We start from the raw sequence: 18548 nt of genomic DNA on the forward strand, positions 1-18548 counted from the left end.
ATTAAAACTCTCAACTAAAGGCTTTTTAGGTGAGGCGAGTCTTCTACTATAATATCAAAGGAGATAAAAAAATAGCTAATATTTGTGGATATTAAACAATTTCTTGAGGTTCTGTGGTAATAGAGCCATCTTCTTTTCTAACAATTTTTTCAATTTTTAACTTAGCCTCTTCAAGTCTTTTTTCACAATATTCACGCAAAGCATTGCCATATTCATAATCATTAATGGCAGTTTCTAGGCTTTCTTTTCCACTTTCAAGCTTTGCTACAATTTTCTCTAATTCGGCTAATGCTTCTTCAAAACTTAAATCAGTAATTTTTTTATTGTTATTGTTCATATTTAGATTCCCTTGCATAAATGTGGTATAAAGGATATATTCTTGAGTATAAAGAGAGGAGAAACTTTATGCAAGCGCGTATTTACAAACCTACAAAAACTGCTATGCAGTCAGGAGTAGCAAATAACAGAGAGTGGTTATTAGAGTTTGTATCACAAGAAGATAAAAAAATTGAACCTGTTATGGGCTGGACTTCTTCAAGTGATATGCTTCAGGAAGTAAAAATTAAATTTCCAACTAAACAAGCTGCGATAGAATTTGCTGATTCAAATAACTATAGTTATGAAGTAATGGAGCCTCAAAGTAAAAAATTTATCAAACGTTCTTATGCGGATAATTTTAAATAAATGGAATCTTTTGAACCTTTTTTAATCAATGCAATCATAGGTGGAATAGGAATAGCAATTATTGCTGGAATCTTAGGATCTTTTGTTCTATGGAAAAATATGGCTTATTTCGGTGATGCGTTGTCTCATAGTGCATTATTGGGAGTCACTATTGGAATTTTATTTCACATTAATTTGTCCTTGGCAGTGGCGTTAATCGCCATTATTTTTGCGCTGGTTTTTAACCATAATAAATTTCGTTATTCTAGCGATACAACTTTAGGGATCTTATCGTACTCAGCTCTTTCTTTAGCCATTATTTTAGCTTCTTATAGTAAATTAAAAATGGATTTAATGGGTTATCTCTTCGGTGATATTTTGGTGATTAATATAAAGGATATCTACTTATTGAGTATATGCATATGTATTGTATTACTATGGATGTATTTCAGTTGGACAAAATTAATTTTGTTTTGCGTGAGTGAAGAATTGCTTCAAGTTGAAGGGGGAAATAGTAGACTTATTAAACTATGCTTCACATTGATTTTAGCTTTATTTATAGCCATATCTTTTAAAATTGTAGGGGTGTTGTTAATTACAGCAATGCTAATTATTCCTGCTGCTAGCTCTTTAAGTATTAGCAGGAGTCCTTTGCAAATGATTGTATATTCGATAATAATAGGATGTGTTTCAGTGGCAGGTGGAATTTCCTTAGCTATCGGATTGGATTTACCTAGTGGCCCTACAATTGTTATGATATCCTTGGGATGCTTTATTTTTACAAATATTGTTAGGCTTATGCGCTCTTGAGCTATATCAATATTTCTCGTTTTCCTGTATGATTGGGTTTGCTCACCAAGCCATCTTTTTCCATTTGTTCTATGATATTAGCTGCCCTATTATAGCCTATTTTAAGGCAGCGTTGTATAAAACTAGTTGAGGCCTTCCCTTCATGTTGGATAATTCTTATGGCTTCTTGATATAATTCATCTTGATCAGGGGGTTGTTTGTTCCTTTCATTATAGTCGTTGCTAGTTTCATCTTCTGAAGTGATAGCTGTCATATAATCTGGTGTGCCTTGGGTTTTAAGGTATGATACTACCTTTTCCACTTCATTGTCAGCTATGAATGGTCCATGAATACGTGTGATTTTACTTCCACCAGCCATAAAAAGCATATCCCCTTTGCCAAGCAATTGTTCTGCTCCTTGCTCTCCTAATATGGTTCTACTATCAATCTTAGAAGTAACTTGGAAGCTTATTCTAGTTGGAAAATTAGCTTTTATAACGCCGGTGATAACATCCACGGACGGACGTTGGGTGGCCATAATAAGATGAATTCCTGCAGCCCTCGCCATTTGAGCTAAGCGTTGAATGGAAGTTTCAATATCTTTTCCTGCAACTAACATTAAATCTGCCATTTCGTCAACAATAACCACAATAAAAGGTAATGTTTTCATATCTAATGGAACTTGTTCTATTTTAGGTTGTCCAGTTTCAGAGTCGAATCCAGTTTGAACCTTGCGTTGAATTATCTCACCATTATTAATTGCTTCTTTAATTTTATCGTTATAATTATGAATGTTTCTAACATTTAAATTAGACATTAATCGATAACGATTTTCCATTTCTTTTACGACCCATTTTAGTGCGACTACAGCTTTTCCAGGTTCGGTAACCACATTGGTTAGCAAGTGAGGAATTCCATCGTAAACCGAAAGCTCTAGCATTTTAGGGTCAACCATTATAAATTTACATTGGTCGGGAGGTAGAGCGTAAAGTAAAGAGAGAATCATGGTGTTTATCGCAACAGATTTACCAGAGCCAGTAGTTCCTGCCACTAATAAATGAGGCATTCTAGCTAAATCGGTAACAATAACATTCCCTGATATATCTTTTCCTAATATAATTGGTAGTTCATAATTCTTATTTTTATACTCAGTTGATTCTAGTAATTCTTTTAAATAAACAGTTTCTCGTTGTTTGTTAGGGAGTTCAATTCCTATAGCATTGCGTCCAGGAATAACAGCAATTCTTGCAGATGTTGATCCCATAGAACGAGAAATATCATCAGATAATCCAATAATTCTAGAAGATTTAGTTCCAGCTGCCGGCTCAAGTTCATATAAAGTTACTACTGGACCAGAAGAAGCTCCAGTTACGTCTCCTCTTACCCCAAAATCTGATAACACTTGTAATAATTCTCCTTTATTTTTTTTAATTGCAGAATTATTTTGATTGATCTTGTCAGTATTAACTGGAAAATCTTTTAATAAATTTGATGAAGGTAAAATAAACCCATTAGCAATAGGATTATTCATAACTTTTCGTGGAGTAATTATTTCTTCTTTTTTAGGTTGAGAAGGAGTTTTTATAGCAGTAGATATTTTAGTTTTAAATGGTTGATCTTCTTTATTTGCTTTATTGAACTTAGCAATAATAATTTTTCCTATTCTTAGAATTACTTTAAAACAATAAGAGAATATTTGTGTAATAAATCTAAATATTGAGAACCAGTTTTCTTTAGATAAAGCCATAGCAAAATATAGGCTTATTATAAAAATAGTTATGCTTGAAAATAATATTATTTCTTTAGAAAAATATGATGTAAGGAATTCTAGCCATAATAGCCCTACAGCACCTCCGGTATATTTAAAATGGGCGGTAGTTAGATGAAAAAAACTTAGACTCAAAGATACGGAGTTTAAGACAATTAGGACTGATAATATTCTTAGAAACCATAGTGAGATTTTTTCATGATAAAAATAAACGAAGCTCCAGCATAATGGTATTAAAACTATAAAAGAACTTGCTAGACCAAATAATTGAAGAACAGAACTAGAAAAATATGCGCCTGGGGTTCCAGCAAAGTTTGTGGGGTCAGCATTGGTGGCTCTATTAAAGGAAGGGTCCATTTCATTGTAGCTTAATATAGCTGTAGCAAAAAATATGGATAGTCCTAAACAAATCGAGCTTTTTATTAATTTCAAATATGACATAGTTTAATTCTAAAATAAGGTTTCATTAATCTTTAGTCTATAATAGACAAAATACTGATATTTTTAAAGCCTTTAAGTAAGGGGGTGATATAAATATGAATTCAGTTTAAATTTTGGTTGTTTTTAGAGTACTAGTAGATTAGTTGTAAGAGTATTCATTTTTCCTTGAGTGCCTTTTGTCAATAAAGGTTGCTTTGTAGATAAAGAATGTTTATCTGAAAGAATAAATTAGTAACATGGTGTAAAAAAATCAGACTAAATATTCTAATTTATACCTTTCTCTAGAGAGAGTTTTGTCCTATAGATTTTCGTTTTCTTCATCGCTTCTTGGATCAAGCTCAGCTATCATTGGAGTTGTATGAACAGCTATCATGAAATTATTATTACTAACTCTTTCTTTTTGAGAGATACGATACATTAGAACGATTATTAAACATATAGCAATTGTAGAAAAATATATTGGTAAGCCTTTGTCACCTAAGAAATATATAAATATAGAAGCAAGAATTGGACCTGTAATAGCGCCCATTCCTTCTACAATAGATAAATTTTGACTAACTGATGTTACATTAGCACTACGTAAATTATCATAAACCATGCTCAAAGCTATTGGGTAGAAAGTAAAGCTCATTCCACCTACAAAGAAATATGTTACTAATAAACTAGTGATTGATAAGTTATTCTGTCCTATAAACCCAGTAAATACAAATAACCCTCCTATAATTAAACTAACACCTAATATAACTTTACGTCGATCAAAGTTGTCTGATAATAAGCCAATTGGATATTGCAATGTCATTCCTCCTATAAGAGTTATAAACATTAAATATGATGTATATTCAGGGCTCCCAGTTAATTCACTAAAAAATACTGGTAGTAAACTATAAATGACACTTAAAAATAATCCACTCACTATACAAATAGCTATACTAGAAGAAGCTACTTTAGCTAAAATAGACATGCTAACCAATTCTGGTTCATGATCTTGGGCTTTTCTATTTCTTACCATGGCAACAGGAATTATTGAAAGAGAAACAAAAGTAGTTATAATAATAAATGGTAGTAAACTAGTAACGTTATATTTCTGAAGCAATAATTGACTAAAAGCTTGTGCAGAAGAAAGCGCAACCATGTATAATGCTAATGTTGTGCCTCTTTTAGAGCAAGAACTGCAATTTAAAAGCCAACTTTCTACTGTTATATAGAATCCAGATAGAGCAACTCCAGCTATAAGTCTTAATATAAACCATAAGTAAACATTATCACTAAGTATATGGAGTAAACATACAGCATTAAATAAGCCAACAAAAATGGTAAATACTCTAAGATGCCCTATTCTTGCAATAAGCTTTGTTATTTGTAGAGCTCCTACAACTAAACCAATATAATATGCAGAGGACACTACTCCAATTGTTTGTTCACTATGTCCAAAATCTTTCATTTTTATGGAAATAAAAGTTGTTAAATATCCATTTCCTAATATAAATAAGACCGTTGTAATTAATGGGGCTAAAATTGGACTAATATTTATACGCACTGACACAAGCTCATTAACATTTATATTAAGGAGTATAATAATACTCCTGGCGAAAGTTATTCATTATAATAGATCAGCGTAAAATACTATATAGTTTACTAATGACATTCAATATGTAATAAATAATTACTATAATATAGTACACTTTATAAATTTCTAAATATATTTATGTGCATTTAAGTTTTAAATATAACTTCTTTATCATATCTGAAGCATAGCGACAACATATTTATTAAAATATAAAAACAACCTAGGCTTAATATCTTACGGCTGATATTTTTATGAAAATTGATTTTTTCTAAAAGATAAAAATAAAATATCTCAAGTTTCAATATCTTCTCTTAAGTCTTGTTTAAAAATGAGATTTCTACAGGCACAGACAAATAATTTGTAGCTTATTGAAAATAAAGGCATTCTAAATATAACTTGTAACCCTATGTTAAAGGAGTTGAGTCATGAATTTTTTTAAGGTGTCGTAATTTCAAATTTGAAGTCTATTTGCAATAGTGCTTATATTAGGTTATGAGGATAACAGAAGCTACACCTCTAATGGGGATAACACAAGATGAAGCAGTTCTCGGTGACGATCATTTAGATTTTTATAAACTTTTATTAGGATGGTCATTATAATACTTTGATACTTAAGACCTAACTTTAGGTAGAAATGATACATCAGTTTCAGGGATAGAAAAATTTTATTTTATTTGCAGCAGTGCCTTTAATAATTGAGTGGAAAAGATAGGTGTTTATTGGTATAAAAGATATTATCTATATTGTCATTGTTGGCTATATTAAGTTCTAAGGTAGTTATGTATGGAATTATAAATGATTAAAAAATTTGTCAAGAAGTTTTCTCGCTTGTTTTCTAATATACAGTTTGAAATCATTCCTGTAATAACAGTTTTACTCAGTATTTTTGCTTCTATTTTTCCATATAAGATAAGTAATATATCTATGTTGATTCCTTTTTTTACGCCGATGGTAATTTATTTTTGGTCTATTTATCAACCTCAAAATTTGCCTTATATTGCAGTGTTATTATTAGGGTTGTTTAAAGACATTATGGAGAATAATACTGTTGGAATAAGTGCGATATGCTTGTTGTTATTCCAGGTGATGGTTAGCTCTCAGAGGCATTATATTATTAATTATAACTTCATTGTAATATGGGCTGGTTTTATTTTTTTCTTAAGCGTAATATTATTTATGCCATCGATGTTAGTTCACTTTAGCATTGATATCCACGCATATAAACTCAGTGTTATTCTTAGTCAGTGGTTAATTACTGTTTTTGTATACGTTCCTGTTCATTGGGGGCTGGTTAAATTAAATAACTTGAAGGCCTTGTCGAATGAGTAAGAAACACACTCAGAAAGATAGATTTATTAGAAGGTCTCTAGTATTAGGAGCTTGTAAGTCAACATTGCTTGTTGGCTTGTTTAGCAGAATGTTTTATTTGCTAATTATCAGCAATAAATAATTTACAAAATTAGCAGACAAGAACAGAATTAGATCTGAGCTTATACCAGCTTCAAGAGGGAAAATTTTTGATAGAAATAATATTATACTTGCTTCTAATGAGCCTAATTATTCTTTGGTTTTTGAGAAAGTTGGAATAAATGACGCTAATAAAAATTATCAAGTTGTTACAGCAATAGGAAAAATTTTAGATTTAGGTGTTGAAGATGAAGATGAATTATTTAATCGGATCAACGGCCTGTCTGTGGGAGAGGTTTTATTAATAAAAGACAATCTTGCATGGACAGAGCTTGTTGCATTAGAAGTTAATATTTATGATCTACAAGGGGCTTCAATAAAAACAGGTTTTAGCAGGCTATACCCATATGGAAGTATAGCTAGTCATATTATAGGGTATTTAGGTAGTGCTTCAGATAAAGATATCACAAAGCATTCAATGACATTATACCCAAACTTAAAGATTGGAAAAAATGGTGTTGAAAAAACTCAAGAAAAGTTATTGCAAGGTATAACTGGTGTACAAAAAATAGAAGTAAACGCTAGAGGAAAGATAATCAAAGAAGTTTCAACTCTAGCTAGCGCGCCGGGGAAAGACATTAAGATTTCTCTGGATATTAATCTTCAGAGAAAGATTGATAAACTATTAGGCGATCAAACGGGAGTAATTTTAGCATCTAAGATTTCTAGTGGGGATATTATTGCTGCAGTTTCTAAGCCGGAGTTTAATCTTAATTTGTTTAATAATGGTATTTCTACTTCAAATTGGAATAAACTGCTTAATGATCCAGAATTGCCATTAATTAATAGAGTGGTCTCTCTTACTTATCCTCCTGGATCTGGTTTTAAAATTAATGCAGCAGTTGCTGCATTAAAGCAAGGCTTCAATCCAGATACTACTTTTACTTGCCCAGGGTATCATGTTGTTGGTGATCGTGTTTTTCGATGTTGGAAAAGTACGGGGCATGGTAAAATAAATCTCTATCAGGCCATCGCGGGGTCATGCAATGTTTATTTTTGGAATATTGCTAGAATAATAGGTGTTCAGCCTATAGCTGATACTGCTCGTCAGATGGGGTATGGAAGTCAATTACTTAATGGTGAATTACCAAGAGAGCAGGAGGGGATTATTCCTGATGCAGATTGGAAAAAAATGGTCATAGGTAGTAATTGGACTTTAGCTGACACTATTAATACGGTAATAGGGCAGGGATATGTGGAGGCCACTCCAATACAAATCTTAACTATGGTAACTAGGATTGCTTCTGGGAAACAAATGGTCCCTAGTTTTATTAATTCTTTGGAAAACAAAGAATTTTCTTCTTTAGGACTTGATAGTGAATTGAAAATAGTGCAAAAAGGGATGGAGATGGCTGTTAATGCTCCAGGTGGAACTGCTTATCGACATAGAATAATTGATCCTAACTTAGCAATGGCTGGGAAAACGGGTACTTGTCAGGTGATTTCTAAAAGGTATAAGAATGATGACTTAAGTAAAGAAAATGTGATGAAAAAAATTAGGAATCATGGTATATTTGTGGCATATGCTCCTTTAGTAAAGCCTGAATATGCTTTTTGTGGAATTATTGAACATGGTGGATTTCCTTCATTAGCAATTAAAATTGCTAATGAAGTGCTAACAGAAGCCCAAGTAAAAAATTTTTAAATAGTAGTGAATTAGAGGACTTATATATCTTATGGCAGAAGTTATTCGTGAATTAAATGATTACGCCTTAAAAAAAATAGTCAGAGTTATTGATGATGGTGGAGTTGTGGCATTCCCTACAGAAACAGTATATGCACTTGCTGCTGATGCTGGTAACCCTCAAGCTGTTGAAAAAATTTATGAAGTAAAGCGCAGGGCTAATGATAAACCTCTGCCTGTATTAGTGGGGGATGTTTATCAAGCAAAAAGAATAGTTGAGTTTGATGATAGGGCGAAGAAACTAGCTCTTATATTATTTCCTGGTCCTATTACTATAGTCCTAAAAACAAAAATACATAGCAATCTGGCTAAAAATGTTAATCAAGCAATTGGAACTGTTGGTATTAGAATGCCAAATAGTATTCCGGCATTAAAAATTCTTCAGGCAGTCGGCAGGCCTTTGGTAGGAACAAGTGCTAATATTAGCAACACTCAAAGTGCTGTTGATGCTTATCAGGTTCTGGCTGAATTTGATAATAAAATTGATATCGTAATAGATAAAGGAGCAACAGAAATTGGCATTGCTTCAACAATTGTAGATCTTACAACAGAGGACACAAAAATACTACGTGAAGGTGCTATTCCAAGTCAGAGAATACTAGATATTCTTTCTATAAGATAATAAGAGCTTAAAACTTATTATATTAACCAGGAGTAAAGTTTATGAAGTGGACATTTGCTAGTTGCATGCCTTATGGTAACAATTATGTTTATGGATATCTTAGGTGGGGCGGAAATAGATTTATTCACACCCAGCTTTCCAGAATTACAAGCTCAATTTAATTTATCCCCTTTCTTGGTAGAAGGATTACTTTCGATAAATTTAATAGGTTTTTGTTTGAGTTTATTCTTTATCGGGGGATTAGCGGACAGATATGGTCGTAAGCTAATTATTTTTATATGCCTTATTAAATGGGTTGGTTAGCGTTTCTATAGCAGTGGCCCCATTATTGGAAGTGTTATAACTATACATTATCACTGACAGGGAAATTTTATGGCTCTTTTAATTTTAGGGCTAGTGGTTTTGTGTATGACTGTATTTTTTGTGCCAAATTATCAATTAGATAATTCTAAGAATGAGTCTTTTTTATCTGGATATGTTTCTATATTAAAATCAAAATATATGATGCTAATGTATTCTTATTATTTATCTATTGTAGGATTAGTTGTTTTTTTTATTAATGATGGTATTGGATGTTAAAAGTCCATTATTAATAGCTTTGTCTTTTGCTTTTTATAGTATAGGAACTATAATCCCAATTATGTTGATTTACCCTATATGTATTAACTTTAAAAAGCGTGTAAAAGCAAAGACATCATCAATTATTGGTATTATGCGTCTTGTTTTTACAGCCATAGGTCTTCAAGTGGTGGGATATTTTTACCAAGGGTCATTCCAACAATATAGGAATTATTCTTTCTATAACTATTTTTATTTCAATTGTAACTTTATTTTTTATTATTAAAACCAATAAAATTATGGGGTTCACTATAGAATAAGAGTTGCTATTAAAAAAAATACTTGAATAGTAAATCTTTGCTTGCAAAATTTTTTAAAAAATGTATTGTCTATTTTTTAGAATTAATATTTGGAGTGTTTCTCTATGCCTCTTTACGAGACAATATTTATTACAAGACAAGAAGTGTCTTTAAACGATGTAGAAAAATTCACAGCTAATTTTAGCAAGATTTTAACTGATAATGGTGGGACTATTGTTAAAATAGAGCAATGGGGATTAAGAGATTTAGCTTACCCTATTAAGAAGTCTAATAAGGCCTATTATACTATGTTAGCTATAGATTCACCTTATGGAGCTGTTAAAGAAATGGAAGCAAAGTTAGCTTTAAGTGAAGATATTTTAAGGCATGTAACAGTTAAAGTTGAAAAAATTAGTAAAAATCCATCTGCTCCTATAGCTAGACCTTCTTCTAATGAAGATGCTGTAGTTGAAGACGCTAAAGTAGATAAGGGAGAATAATCGATGAAAGCATCTACGCCGGACATGAAAAAGAAAGTTTTTTTTAGACGTTTTAATAAGGGGTGTCCTTTAACAGGAAGTGCAGCACCTGAGATTGATTATAAAGATACAAAATTAATGCAAAGATTTATTTCTGCTAGAGGTAGAATTTTGCCAAGAAGAATTACTGGTGTTTGTGCGTCTAAGCATAGAAAATTAGTTCAAGCTATAAAAACAGCTAGGGTTTTGGCCATGTTGCCATATTCTGATGTATAAATTTAAGACTTGAAGTTAGAGGAAAGAAATGGAAGTTATTTTATTAGAAAGAGTTAAACATTTAGGAGAAATGGGCGCGGTAGTTTCAGTTAAGCCTGGTTATGCACGCAATTTTTTGATTCCTAGAAAAAAAGCTTTAAGAGCTACTGATGCTAATCAAAAATTCTTTTTAGATCGTAAAGCAAAGATCCAAGCTCAGAGTGCTAAAGATTTAGATAAAGCTCAAGGAATTTATGCGATAATTGATAAGAATTTTATTACCATCATTTGTCAAGCAGGTAAAGACGGGAGATTATTTGGGTCAGTTTCACCAAGAGATATTGCAAGTATTGCATCAGAAACATTTTCTCAAGAAATTTCATATTCCAATGTGGTTTTAGATAAACCTATAAAATATGTTGGGGTTCATGAAGTTAATATAGCATTACATGCTGATTTATCTGCTACTATCTATGTGAATATTGCTCGTACGGATAGTGAGGCGGAAGATGCAAAAAAGATATTTTTAGCTCCTCCTCCAGCAGCTAAGAAGGCTTAAATAAAAATTTAGAAGGCTTCTAATTTTAGAGGCCTTTTTTTATATTAATTCTGTATGTTTTATCGTATCGGGGCTGTAGCTCAGCAGGATAGAGCGCAGGACTCCTAATCTTGAGGCCGTGAGTTCGAATCTCGCCAGCCCCACCAAAAAACAAACTATTTTTCTTTTGCTATCATTTTAAATTTCCTTATATACCCTATGTTGGTATACTCTTTGTTATCTTCAATAAACAAATAGAGCAAAGCATGACTAATAAAGTTAATTTTGGCTTTAAGCAAGTTGATTCAGATGAGAAGCAGCCCTTAGTGGAGCAGGTGTTTTCATCAGTCGCTCATAAATATGATATTATGAATGATGCGATGAGTTTAGGGATCCATCGTTTATGGAAATCTAAGTTGATTGAAGAATTAAATCCAAATAAATCACTATTAGACATGGCTTCTGGCACTGGTGATATTGCTAAGCGCTATTACAATAAGAGTGATGCTCCTGATATAACTCTATGTGACATCAATTTTGATATGCTAAACACAGGAAGAGATAAATTATTTGATGAGAATATCTCAAAAGGACTTAAGTTTTCTTGTTGTAACGCTGAAGATTTACCCTTTGAAGATAATAGTTTTGATTATTATACTATTGCTTTTGGTATCCGTAATGTAACTAATGTTAGAAAAGTTTTACAGGAAGCGCATCGAGTGTTGAGTCCAGGTGGAAAATTTGTCTGCTTAGAATTTGCTAGAGTGAGCAATAATGCTATGGCTAAAATATATGATTTTTACTCATTTAATATTATTCCTAAGATTGGCGATTTAATTGCTAATGATGGTGAATCATATAAATATTTGGTGGAAAGTATTCGCACTTTCCCAGCTCAAGAAGAATTTGTTAGGATGATGGAGAAAATTGGTTTTCAATTAAGCAAATTTCAAAATTTAACTAATGGCGTAGTGGCTTTATATACAGGATATAAAATATAGTTATGTATAAAACTTTAAGACATTTCTGGCGATTGATTTATATAGGATATATTTTCTTAAAGAATCGTAAAAACATAGCTTCTTCTTTAGAAGAATTAGGTCCTGCTTTTATCAAGTTGGGCCAATTTTTATCAACTCGTCCTGATTTGGTTGGTTCTAAAATGGCAGAGTCATTTAATTATTTAAGAGACCAGCTTCCACCATTTTCTTTCGCTAAGGTAAAAAAGATTATAGTTAATGAATTTGGGCAAGAAATAGACCAATTATATAAAGAATTTGCTGAAGTTCCAGTGGCAGCAGCTTCCATTGCTCAAGTTCATAAAGCTATAACTTTAGATGGTGAGGTTGTAGCAGTAAAAGTTAGGCGTCCTAATATAGATAAGGTTCTTTTAAAAGAAGTTCATTTTTTCTATTTTGTAGCAAAAATTGTAGATAAAATATTTCCTCAATATAAAAGGTTAAAACTTATTGAGGTGGTTGGAACTATTGAGAATAGTTTTAAATTTGAGCTAGACTTAAGCTTTGAAGCAGCAGCAGCCAGTGAATTAGCTGATAATAATAAGCTTGAATATGTCCATATTCCTAAAGTCAATTGGCTGCGTACAAGCAATAAAGTTTTTACTATGGAATGGGTTGATGCTGTTTCTATATACGAAAGAGATAAATTACTGGAGTTTAAAATTGATTTAGAAACGCTTGCTACTAATTTTGCAGTAATGTTTTTCTCACAGGCTTTTGTTAATGGTTTCTTCCACGCTGATTTACACCAGGGGAATATTATGATTAATAAGCAAGGACAAATCATTCTGTTAGATTTTGGAATAATGGGCAGATTAGATTATAACAACCGTATTTATGTAGCTCAGATTTTACATGGATTTTTAAATAAAGATTATGAATTAATTGCTAAGATTCATCATCAAGCTGGTTATGTAAGCAGTGAGCATAGTGCAGAGCTTTTTGCTCAAAGTTGTAGATCAATAGGTGAGCCAATTATGAGTTTGTCTCCACAAGATATATCAATTGCTAAATTGCTGGGTAAGCTTTTTAAAGTGACTGAAGATTTTCAAATGGAAACACAGCTCCAGCTATTATTTTTACAAAAGAGTATGATTATGGTGGAGGGAATTGGAAAAATTCTTTGTCCAGATCAGAACTTATGGATGTTAGCAGAAGAATGGATTAAAGGTTGGGCAAAAGAGAATGTTTCTGCAGAAGCTCAGGCAGCTAAGATGGTTAAAAAAGTAATAAAGAAATTTTTAGCAAAGTTTCAAGAGGAGTTATAACATGAAAAGAATATTAGTGCTAATTGGGTTGGTATATTTGATTATTTTAGCTGTGTTATATATTAATCAGCGTAATATGATGTATCACCCTGCGAAACAAAAGTATGAATTAGGTTATTATAAAATAGATAAGGCAGAGGAAATAACGTTAGTTACTAAGGACAATATAAAATTACAAGCATGGTTTAGAAAGCCAGATAATAATAAGGATATGATAATTTTCTTACATGGTAACGCTGGCAATTTAGAGAACAGAGTAGATAAATTAAGGCAATTATCAGATATGGGGTATGGCTTCATTATACCAGCATGGAGAGGTTTTGGTAGAAGTGCTGATTTTCCAACAGAAAAAGGGCTTTATCTAGACGCTGAGGCTGCCATATCTTATATACAATCTAAGGGATATAATCTTTCAGATACTATTATCATTGGAGAGTCTTTAGGTAGCGGAATTGCTACAGAAATGTCAGTTAAATATAATTTCAAAGGTTTGTTTTTAATTACTCCTTATACTTCAATTGCTGATAGGGCGGGTGAGATTTATCCATATATGTTTGCTCAATATCTTACTAAGGATAATTTTAAAGTATTGAGTAATATTGCAAAAATAAACCAGCCGTTATTTATAATTCATGGAACTGCAGATAAGGTGGTTCCTCACTCTCATTCAGAGAAGATATTTTTTGAAGCAAAAGACCCAAAAGATATAGTTATTTATGAAGGAATAGGGCATAGTAACTATGATGTTAAAGATGCATTTTTAAGAATGCAAAGATTTTTTTCTTCTCAATAAGCAGGAGGATATTTAAGATTCATTTCTTTTTCTTGAGCTATGACATATTCATGCATTCTAGCTATTCTCACTAGATCTTGATCTAGAGTGAATTTATCAAGAAAAATTTGATGAGCTTGCGCTGCTTTCAGCTTAGCTTCTTTTGGGTTGTTTTTTATCCAATCTATATGAGATTTAACTTGGTTATACATGCTTATACTATCAGCATTTTGATCAAAATATAAAATGCTGTCGCCAAAATGCTCTATAACAAAAGGATGTTTATCTGAAATTATAACAGCATTTGCTGCTGTGGCTTCAAAAACTCTAAGAGTTGGAATTATTGCATTAATATGTTGTTGAGAGTGACTTAACAAGTATATACCATGTTTTCTAATAGTATTAAAAACGTCTAGAGATGAGGGGATATATCCATCATATATTCCTGGCTGGAGAAATGATGCAGCGTAATAATGACCATATACTTTTAAAGGAGTTGTATTTCCAAGCATTTTGATGAATTTTTTATAAGTTTTAGATGATCGGAATTTATCCCATCCTCCACTCATCCACATTAGGCTCTTTGGTTCGGCGGGTTCGTTATCAAGTTTTGGAGCTAATGGAAGTATTTGTAAGCCATTGAAAGGTTTTTTAGCTTTGTCAAAAATAACTTGATAAAAATCTACCTCCTTTGAAGCAGTTAAGACTCCATGGGCGAAAGATAATAGTTTTCTGAAAGACTTATCAGATGGAATGTATGGGTTGTATTTTTTTAATTTATCTCCAACCATTAATTCAATAGGTGATAATGCTAAAACATATTTTTTAGATCTATGTGCATAAATTCTCATGTCTAGTTCACTATTGTTGGCGTAAGGAGAAAATAAAATAAAATCTGGGTCAAAAGCTAGAATATCATCTTCATGTCCTAAAGTTTGATTAAAGTATATTTCGACTTCCCATCCTCTTCTTTCTGCTGAATATTTAAAATAATCAGCATAGCTACGTTCACCACCGTTATTGGTAATAATAACAACTCTATATTTATCTTTTATAATAGAGTTTTTATATTTATTATCCCAAAATTCAGGAGGTGTCTTGCTTGCTTTTGCTAAAGCGACGTCTAATTTATAATCCAAATAAAGTTTATAACCATATTTTCCAAGTCCACCTATTGTTAATAATGTGATGACTATAATAAGTATTTTATATTTTTTGGTCATTTATTCTTTCCTAATTAATATCCTAGAGGATATAACAGATTCATAGATTTATTTTCTTCGACTATAATGTGTTCATGCATTTTAGCAATTCTGATTAAGTCTCTTTCGATAGTGAATTTATCAAGAAAAATTTGATGAGCTTTTGCTGCTTTTATCTGTGCTTTTTCTGGATTGCTCCTTATCCAATCTATATGAGATTTAACTTGATTATACATAGTTTTTGCATCTTTGTCGTGATCAAAATATAAGAAGCTATCTCCAAAATTCTTTACAATGAAAGGATGTTTATCTGAAATTACTACAGCATTGGCAGCAGATGCTTCAAATCCTCTCATATTTGTTTCTCCTCCTTTAAAATGAAGGTCGCTATGAGTAAGGAGATAGATTCCATTGTTTCGTATAGCAGATATATTCTCAATTCCTGGAGCAATATATCCTCCATAAATATGAGGTTTTAAATAAGATGAAGAATTATAATGGCCAAACACTCTCATTGGTACATTTTCACTTAAATAGTTAATAAACTGTTTGTAGTTATCGGATGATCTAAATTTATCCCATCCGCCACTAAGCCACATTAAGTTCTTTGGTTCTGTTGGCTCGTTATTGAATTTAGGCACCAGTGGTAAGATTTGTAATCCATAAAATGGTTTATTTAGTTTGTTAAACATTTCCTGATAGAAGTGTAGTTCTGGAGCAATAGTGAGTATTCCATCAACCATGGAAACTAACTTCTTGAAACTATTAGTAGGTTTGTAAGGGTCTCTTATAGATATCCATTTGAAGCGGTTCCTAATAGCATCTATAGATGAAAAGCTGAGAAGATATTTTTTAGATTTATGAGCAATGATTTTAGTGTTTATATCTGGAGTGGTTTCAGAAAATTGAGAGAATATTATAAAATCTGGATCAAACTCTAAAATTGCCGGTTCATTTCCAAGCGTTTGGTTATAATATATTTTTACTTCCCATCCCATTTTTTCAGCGGCATATTTAAAATATTCAGAATAGCTGAATTCACCTCCGTTATTAGTGATTATTACAACCTTATATTTATCTTTTATAATCGAATTACTATATTTATCATCCCAGATGGAAGGGGCTATTTTAGCTGCTTTGCTTATAGCAGAGTTAAATTTTATATTATAATATGACTTATATCCATATTTTCCAAGAAATGCTATAATTACCAATAGCATTATTATTACAATGGTTTTATATACTGTTCGCTTTTGCATAGTTGTCTAGTGTTCTATGTTGTAGGTTCATTTGGTTTGATTATAGAGGATCATTATCTAATTATAAAGAGAATAGTTTTGAACCTTTCTTTTTGAGTTGGAGGTAATTTTCTCTGTAAATTAGAGTTTTTAAAATAAATTGTTGATAATATTTACTAATTATAAATGATTTGATGATATGGTCTGTAAATTAGGTTAATTATAAAAATAATTTAATTAAGGTATGAATCATGAGATTACAGACAAAATTCTTTTTGGCGGCGGGTATATCAGTAGTATTAATGCTAATGGTGATTTTTATTTATACAATGCATTTAAAAGATTATATTTCCTTGATTAAAGAAGTGCAGAATTCTGAACATATTGCTAGAGTATATTCTAACAAGAATGATCATAGATTGTTAATTCAGGAAAAAATATGGGCAGGTATATCTGACTATGCAGATAAAGAAAGTATTATTAAAGTTGTACAAAAAGAATTGTCAGGTCTTTTAAAGGAGAATGAGAAAATTAATTTTCAGGATATGACCTCTGTTCTTCCTAAAAAAATCAAGCAAAGTATTATCAATTTAGACAATGATTTTACGGTTTTTATAGAAAAAGTTCAGTTATTTGTAGATTCTTTAGGAAAGGGGGATTTTTCTAAAGATCTTGATTCTCTTAAGAGAGCCTCTGATAGCGTTGATGTATCATCTAAGTTGTTGAGAGATCAGCTTATTGAATTTATTAGCACCTCTAATAAAGAAAAAGACGAATGGGTAAGGGGAGTTGCTATAAAGCCCGTATTATTCGTATCTGCTTTAGTTATAATAATTATTCTAGTATCGACATTTCTTCATTCATCTTTGCTTAAGCCTCTTACAAGGCTAATTGAGGTAATGAATATTATTGCCAATGATAATCGAGTTGAAGAAGTGCCATTTATCAAAAGAGAAGATGAAATAGGAAATATAGCTAAGGCATTAGAGGTGTTTCGTCTAACTGGAATAAAAAAAGAAGAGCTTGAGGAGCAGGCTAAGCAACAAGCTCAAAAAGCAGAAGAAGATAGACATAATGCTATGTTAACATTTTCACGTCAATTTGAAACTAGTGTAAAAGGTATTGTTGATACTGTGGCATTATCTGTTAAGAAAATGGATGCTACTGCTTTGGAGCTTAAGCAATTGTCAGCTCGTACTCAAGAGGAAACAGAATTGTTATCCTCCACTTCAGTTAAGGCTAGTACTAGTATGGAGGGAGTATCCAAGGCCACTAGTGAATTTACCAATGAGGTGAATGAAATAACTATTCAGGTTAATAATTCTCTTGGATATGCAGGTAAGGTAGTTGAGCAGGCAGATCAAGTAAACACAATGGTTGCTGATTTAGAAACAAAAGCTAATGCAGTGAGTGGTATTATTGATATTATTAATGGTATAACATCTCAAATAGATCTTTTGGCTTTAAATGCAACTATTGAGGCTGCTAGAGCAGGTGATATGGGAAAAGGTTTTGCAGTTGTAGCTAATGAAGTGAAGGCATTAGCTACTCAAACTTCTAAGGCTACTGAGCAGATTAACTTTCAGATATCAGGCATTCAATCTTCAACAAATAAAGCAGTTACATCTATTCAGGAAATTACTGAGTCAGTGAAAACAATTAATCATAATTCAGCTTCGATAGTATCTTCTGTTGAGAAGCAAAATAAAGCCAGTTCGTACATTGCTGAGAGTATCTCTGAAGTATCTGTTATGTCTAATTCTGTTACTTCAGGAGTAGAAAAAGTGGCTGATTCTTCTAATCATGCTGGTGAGGCTTCAAGCCAAATGGCTTCTTCGGCAAAAGATTTGCTGAAACAATCAGAGATGCTGCAGAACGAGGTAGATAAGTTTCTCTCAAGCCTAAAGTTTACTTAAATA

General features: G+C 31.9%; 18 protein-coding genes, 1 tRNA gene and 1 pseudogene. 15 read left to right on the forward strand and 5 right to left on the reverse strand.

What is annotated here, in order from left to right; genetic code table 11:
- Window positions 1-91 precede the first annotated feature (91 nt).
- Entirely contained in the window at window positions 92-337 is a 246-nt protein-coding gene (locus N4A31_05865; protein ID MCT4635747.1) for an exodeoxyribonuclease VII small subunit, read from the reverse strand.
- A gap of 68 nt (window positions 338-405) precedes the next feature.
- Here N4A31_05865 and N4A31_05870 point away from each other — a divergent pair, with 68 nt between their 5' ends.
- Both N4A31_05870 and N4A31_05875 read left to right on the forward strand, forming a co-directional pair.
- On the forward strand, window positions 406-684 hold the full coding sequence (locus N4A31_05870) for an ETC complex I subunit (protein ID MCT4635748.1): 279 nt from the start codon (window positions 406-408) through the stop codon (window positions 682-684).
- Window positions 685-1473 (forward strand): metal ABC transporter permease, encoded by a 789-nt coding sequence (locus N4A31_05875; protein ID MCT4635749.1) that lies wholly within the window; start codon window positions 685-687, stop codon window positions 1471-1473.
- A gap of 1 nt (window position 1474) precedes the next feature.
- Here the strand turns inward: N4A31_05875 and N4A31_05880 are convergent, their stop codons facing one another.
- Together N4A31_05880 and N4A31_05885 are read right to left on the reverse strand one after the other, a co-directional pair.
- Complete coding sequence (locus N4A31_05880) at window positions 1475-3661, reverse strand: DNA translocase FtsK 4TM domain-containing protein (GenBank protein MCT4635750.1); 2187 nt, start codon at window positions 3659-3661, stop codon at window positions 1475-1477.
- Between the two features lie 298 nt (window positions 3662-3959).
- On the reverse strand, window positions 3960-5198 hold the full coding sequence (locus N4A31_05885) for an MFS transporter (GenBank protein MCT4635751.1): 1239 nt from the start codon (window positions 5196-5198) through the stop codon (window positions 3960-3962).
- Between the two features lie 825 nt (window positions 5199-6023).
- Here N4A31_05885 and mreD point away from each other — a divergent pair.
- The 12 genes and pseudogenes from mreD to N4A31_05945 all read left to right on the forward strand — a co-directional run bounded on the left by mreD (window position 6024) and on the right by N4A31_05945 (window position 14210).
- A complete protein-coding gene (gene mreD / locus N4A31_05890; GenBank protein MCT4635752.1) occupies window positions 6024-6557 on the forward strand; it encodes a rod shape-determining protein MreD in 534 nt (177 codons plus the stop codon).
- A gap of 139 nt (window positions 6558-6696) precedes the next feature.
- Window positions 6697-8340 (forward strand): annotated as a pseudogene (gene mrdA / locus N4A31_05895) (penicillin-binding protein 2).
- Between the two features lie 31 nt (window positions 8341-8371).
- A complete protein-coding gene (locus tag N4A31_05900; GenBank protein ID MCT4635753.1) occupies window positions 8372-9001 on the forward strand; it encodes an L-threonylcarbamoyladenylate synthase in 630 nt (209 codons plus the stop codon).
- Window positions 9002-9073: 72 nt separating this feature from the next.
- Window positions 9074-9304, forward strand: a complete 231-nt coding sequence (locus N4A31_05905) for an MFS transporter (protein ID MCT4635754.1) — start codon at window positions 9074-9076, stop codon at window positions 9302-9304.
- A gap of 69 nt (window positions 9305-9373) precedes the next feature.
- Complete coding sequence (locus N4A31_05910; protein MCT4635755.1) at window positions 9374-9580, forward strand: hypothetical protein; 207 nt, start codon at window positions 9374-9376, stop codon at window positions 9578-9580.
- 403 nt (window positions 9581-9983) lie between these two features.
- Window positions 9984-10358: a 30S ribosomal protein S6 gene (gene rpsF, locus N4A31_05915; GenBank protein MCT4635756.1), complete on the forward strand. Its 375-nt coding sequence runs from the start codon at window positions 9984-9986 to the stop codon at window positions 10356-10358.
- Between the two features lie 3 nt (window positions 10359-10361).
- Window positions 10362-10613 carry a 30S ribosomal protein S18 gene (gene rpsR, locus N4A31_05920; GenBank protein ID MCT4635757.1) on the forward strand — a complete coding sequence of 84 codons (252 nt, stop codon included), beginning with the start codon at window positions 10362-10364 and terminating at the stop codon, window positions 10611-10613.
- Between the two features lie 28 nt (window positions 10614-10641).
- Window positions 10642-11151 (forward strand): 50S ribosomal protein L9, encoded by a 510-nt coding sequence (rplI, locus tag N4A31_05925; GenBank protein ID MCT4635758.1) that lies wholly within the window; start codon window positions 10642-10644, stop codon window positions 11149-11151.
- 69 nt (window positions 11152-11220) lie between these two features.
- Window positions 11221-11297 (forward strand) — tRNA-Arg (locus N4A31_05930).
- Between the two features lie 99 nt (window positions 11298-11396).
- Window positions 11397-12131: a bifunctional demethylmenaquinone methyltransferase/2-methoxy-6-polyprenyl-1,4-benzoquinol methylase UbiE gene (ubiE, locus tag N4A31_05935; protein ID MCT4635759.1), complete on the forward strand. Its 735-nt coding sequence runs from the start codon at window positions 11397-11399 to the stop codon at window positions 12129-12131.
- Between the two features lie 2 nt (window positions 12132-12133).
- Window positions 12134-13417, forward strand: a complete 1284-nt coding sequence (gene ubiB / locus N4A31_05940) for a 2-polyprenylphenol 6-hydroxylase (protein MCT4635760.1) — start codon at window positions 12134-12136, stop codon at window positions 13415-13417.
- A gap of 1 nt (window position 13418) precedes the next feature.
- Complete coding sequence (locus N4A31_05945) at window positions 13419-14210, forward strand: alpha/beta hydrolase (GenBank protein ID MCT4635761.1); 792 nt, start codon at window positions 13419-13421, stop codon at window positions 14208-14210.
- On the opposite strand, the gene N4A31_05950 is transcribed toward N4A31_05945, so the two are convergent.
- Window positions 14204-15412 carry a glycosyltransferase gene (locus N4A31_05950; protein ID MCT4635762.1) on the reverse strand — a complete coding sequence of 403 codons (1209 nt, stop codon included), beginning with the start codon at window positions 15410-15412 and terminating at the stop codon, window positions 14204-14206. The two genes, N4A31_05945 and N4A31_05950, sit on opposite strands and share 7 nt — an antisense overlap.
- A 14-nt stretch (window positions 15413-15426) precedes the next feature.
- Window positions 15427-16650 (reverse strand): hypothetical protein, encoded by a 1224-nt coding sequence (locus N4A31_05955; GenBank protein MCT4635763.1) that lies wholly within the window; start codon window positions 16648-16650, stop codon window positions 15427-15429.
- A 230-nt stretch (window positions 16651-16880) separates the two neighbouring features.
- Between N4A31_05955 and N4A31_05960 the strand changes: the two genes are divergently transcribed.
- Window positions 16881-18545: a methyl-accepting chemotaxis protein gene (locus tag N4A31_05960; protein ID MCT4635764.1), complete on the forward strand. Its 1665-nt coding sequence runs from the start codon at window positions 16881-16883 to the stop codon at window positions 18543-18545.
- Window positions 18546-18548: the final 3 nt, after the last annotated feature.

Source organism: Rickettsiales bacterium, assembly GCA_025210695.1.
Taxonomy (GTDB): Bacteria; Pseudomonadota; Alphaproteobacteria; order Rickettsiales; family CANDYO01; genus CANDYO01.

Coding starts and splice junctions, on each gene's coding strand:
- N4A31_05875 (MCT4635749.1), top strand. CDS start 685: ATGGAATCTTTTGAACCTTTTTTAATCAATGCAATCATAGGTGGAATA.
- N4A31_05865 (MCT4635747.1), bottom strand. CDS start 337: ATGAACAATAACAATAAAAAAATTACTGATTTAAGTTTTGAAGAAGCA.
- ubiE (MCT4635759.1), top strand. CDS start 11,397: ATGACTAATAAAGTTAATTTTGGCTTTAAGCAAGTTGATTCAGATGAG.
- N4A31_05950 (MCT4635762.1), bottom strand. CDS start 15,412: ATGACCAAAAAATATAAAATACTTATTATAGTCATCACATTATTAACA.
- N4A31_05960 (MCT4635764.1), top strand. CDS start 16,881: ATGAGATTACAGACAAAATTCTTTTTGGCGGCGGGTATATCAGTAGTA.
- rplI (MCT4635758.1), top strand. CDS start 10,642: ATGGAAGTTATTTTATTAGAAAGAGTTAAACATTTAGGAGAAATGGGC.
- ubiB (MCT4635760.1), top strand. CDS start 12,134: ATGTATAAAACTTTAAGACATTTCTGGCGATTGATTTATATAGGATAT.
- rpsR (MCT4635757.1), top strand. CDS start 10,362: ATGAAAGCATCTACGCCGGACATGAAAAAGAAAGTTTTTTTTAGACGT.
- N4A31_05910 (MCT4635755.1), top strand. CDS start 9,374: ATGGCTCTTTTAATTTTAGGGCTAGTGGTTTTGTGTATGACTGTATTT.
- N4A31_05945 (MCT4635761.1), top strand. CDS start 13,419: ATGAAAAGAATATTAGTGCTAATTGGGTTGGTATATTTGATTATTTTA.
- mreD (MCT4635752.1), top strand. CDS start 6,024: ATGATTAAAAAATTTGTCAAGAAGTTTTCTCGCTTGTTTTCTAATATA.
- N4A31_05870 (MCT4635748.1), top strand. CDS start 406: ATGCAAGCGCGTATTTACAAACCTACAAAAACTGCTATGCAGTCAGGA.
- N4A31_05905 (MCT4635754.1), top strand. CDS start 9,074: ATGGTAACAATTATGTTTATGGATATCTTAGGTGGGGCGGAAATAGAT.
- N4A31_05900 (MCT4635753.1), top strand. CDS start 8,372: ATGGCAGAAGTTATTCGTGAATTAAATGATTACGCCTTAAAAAAAATA.
- rpsF (MCT4635756.1), top strand. CDS start 9,984: ATGCCTCTTTACGAGACAATATTTATTACAAGACAAGAAGTGTCTTTA.
- N4A31_05955 (MCT4635763.1), bottom strand. CDS start 16,650: ATGCAAAAGCGAACAGTATATAAAACCATTGTAATAATAATGCTATTG.
- N4A31_05880 (MCT4635750.1), bottom strand. CDS start 3,661: ATGTCATATTTGAAATTAATAAAAAGCTCGATTTGTTTAGGACTATCC.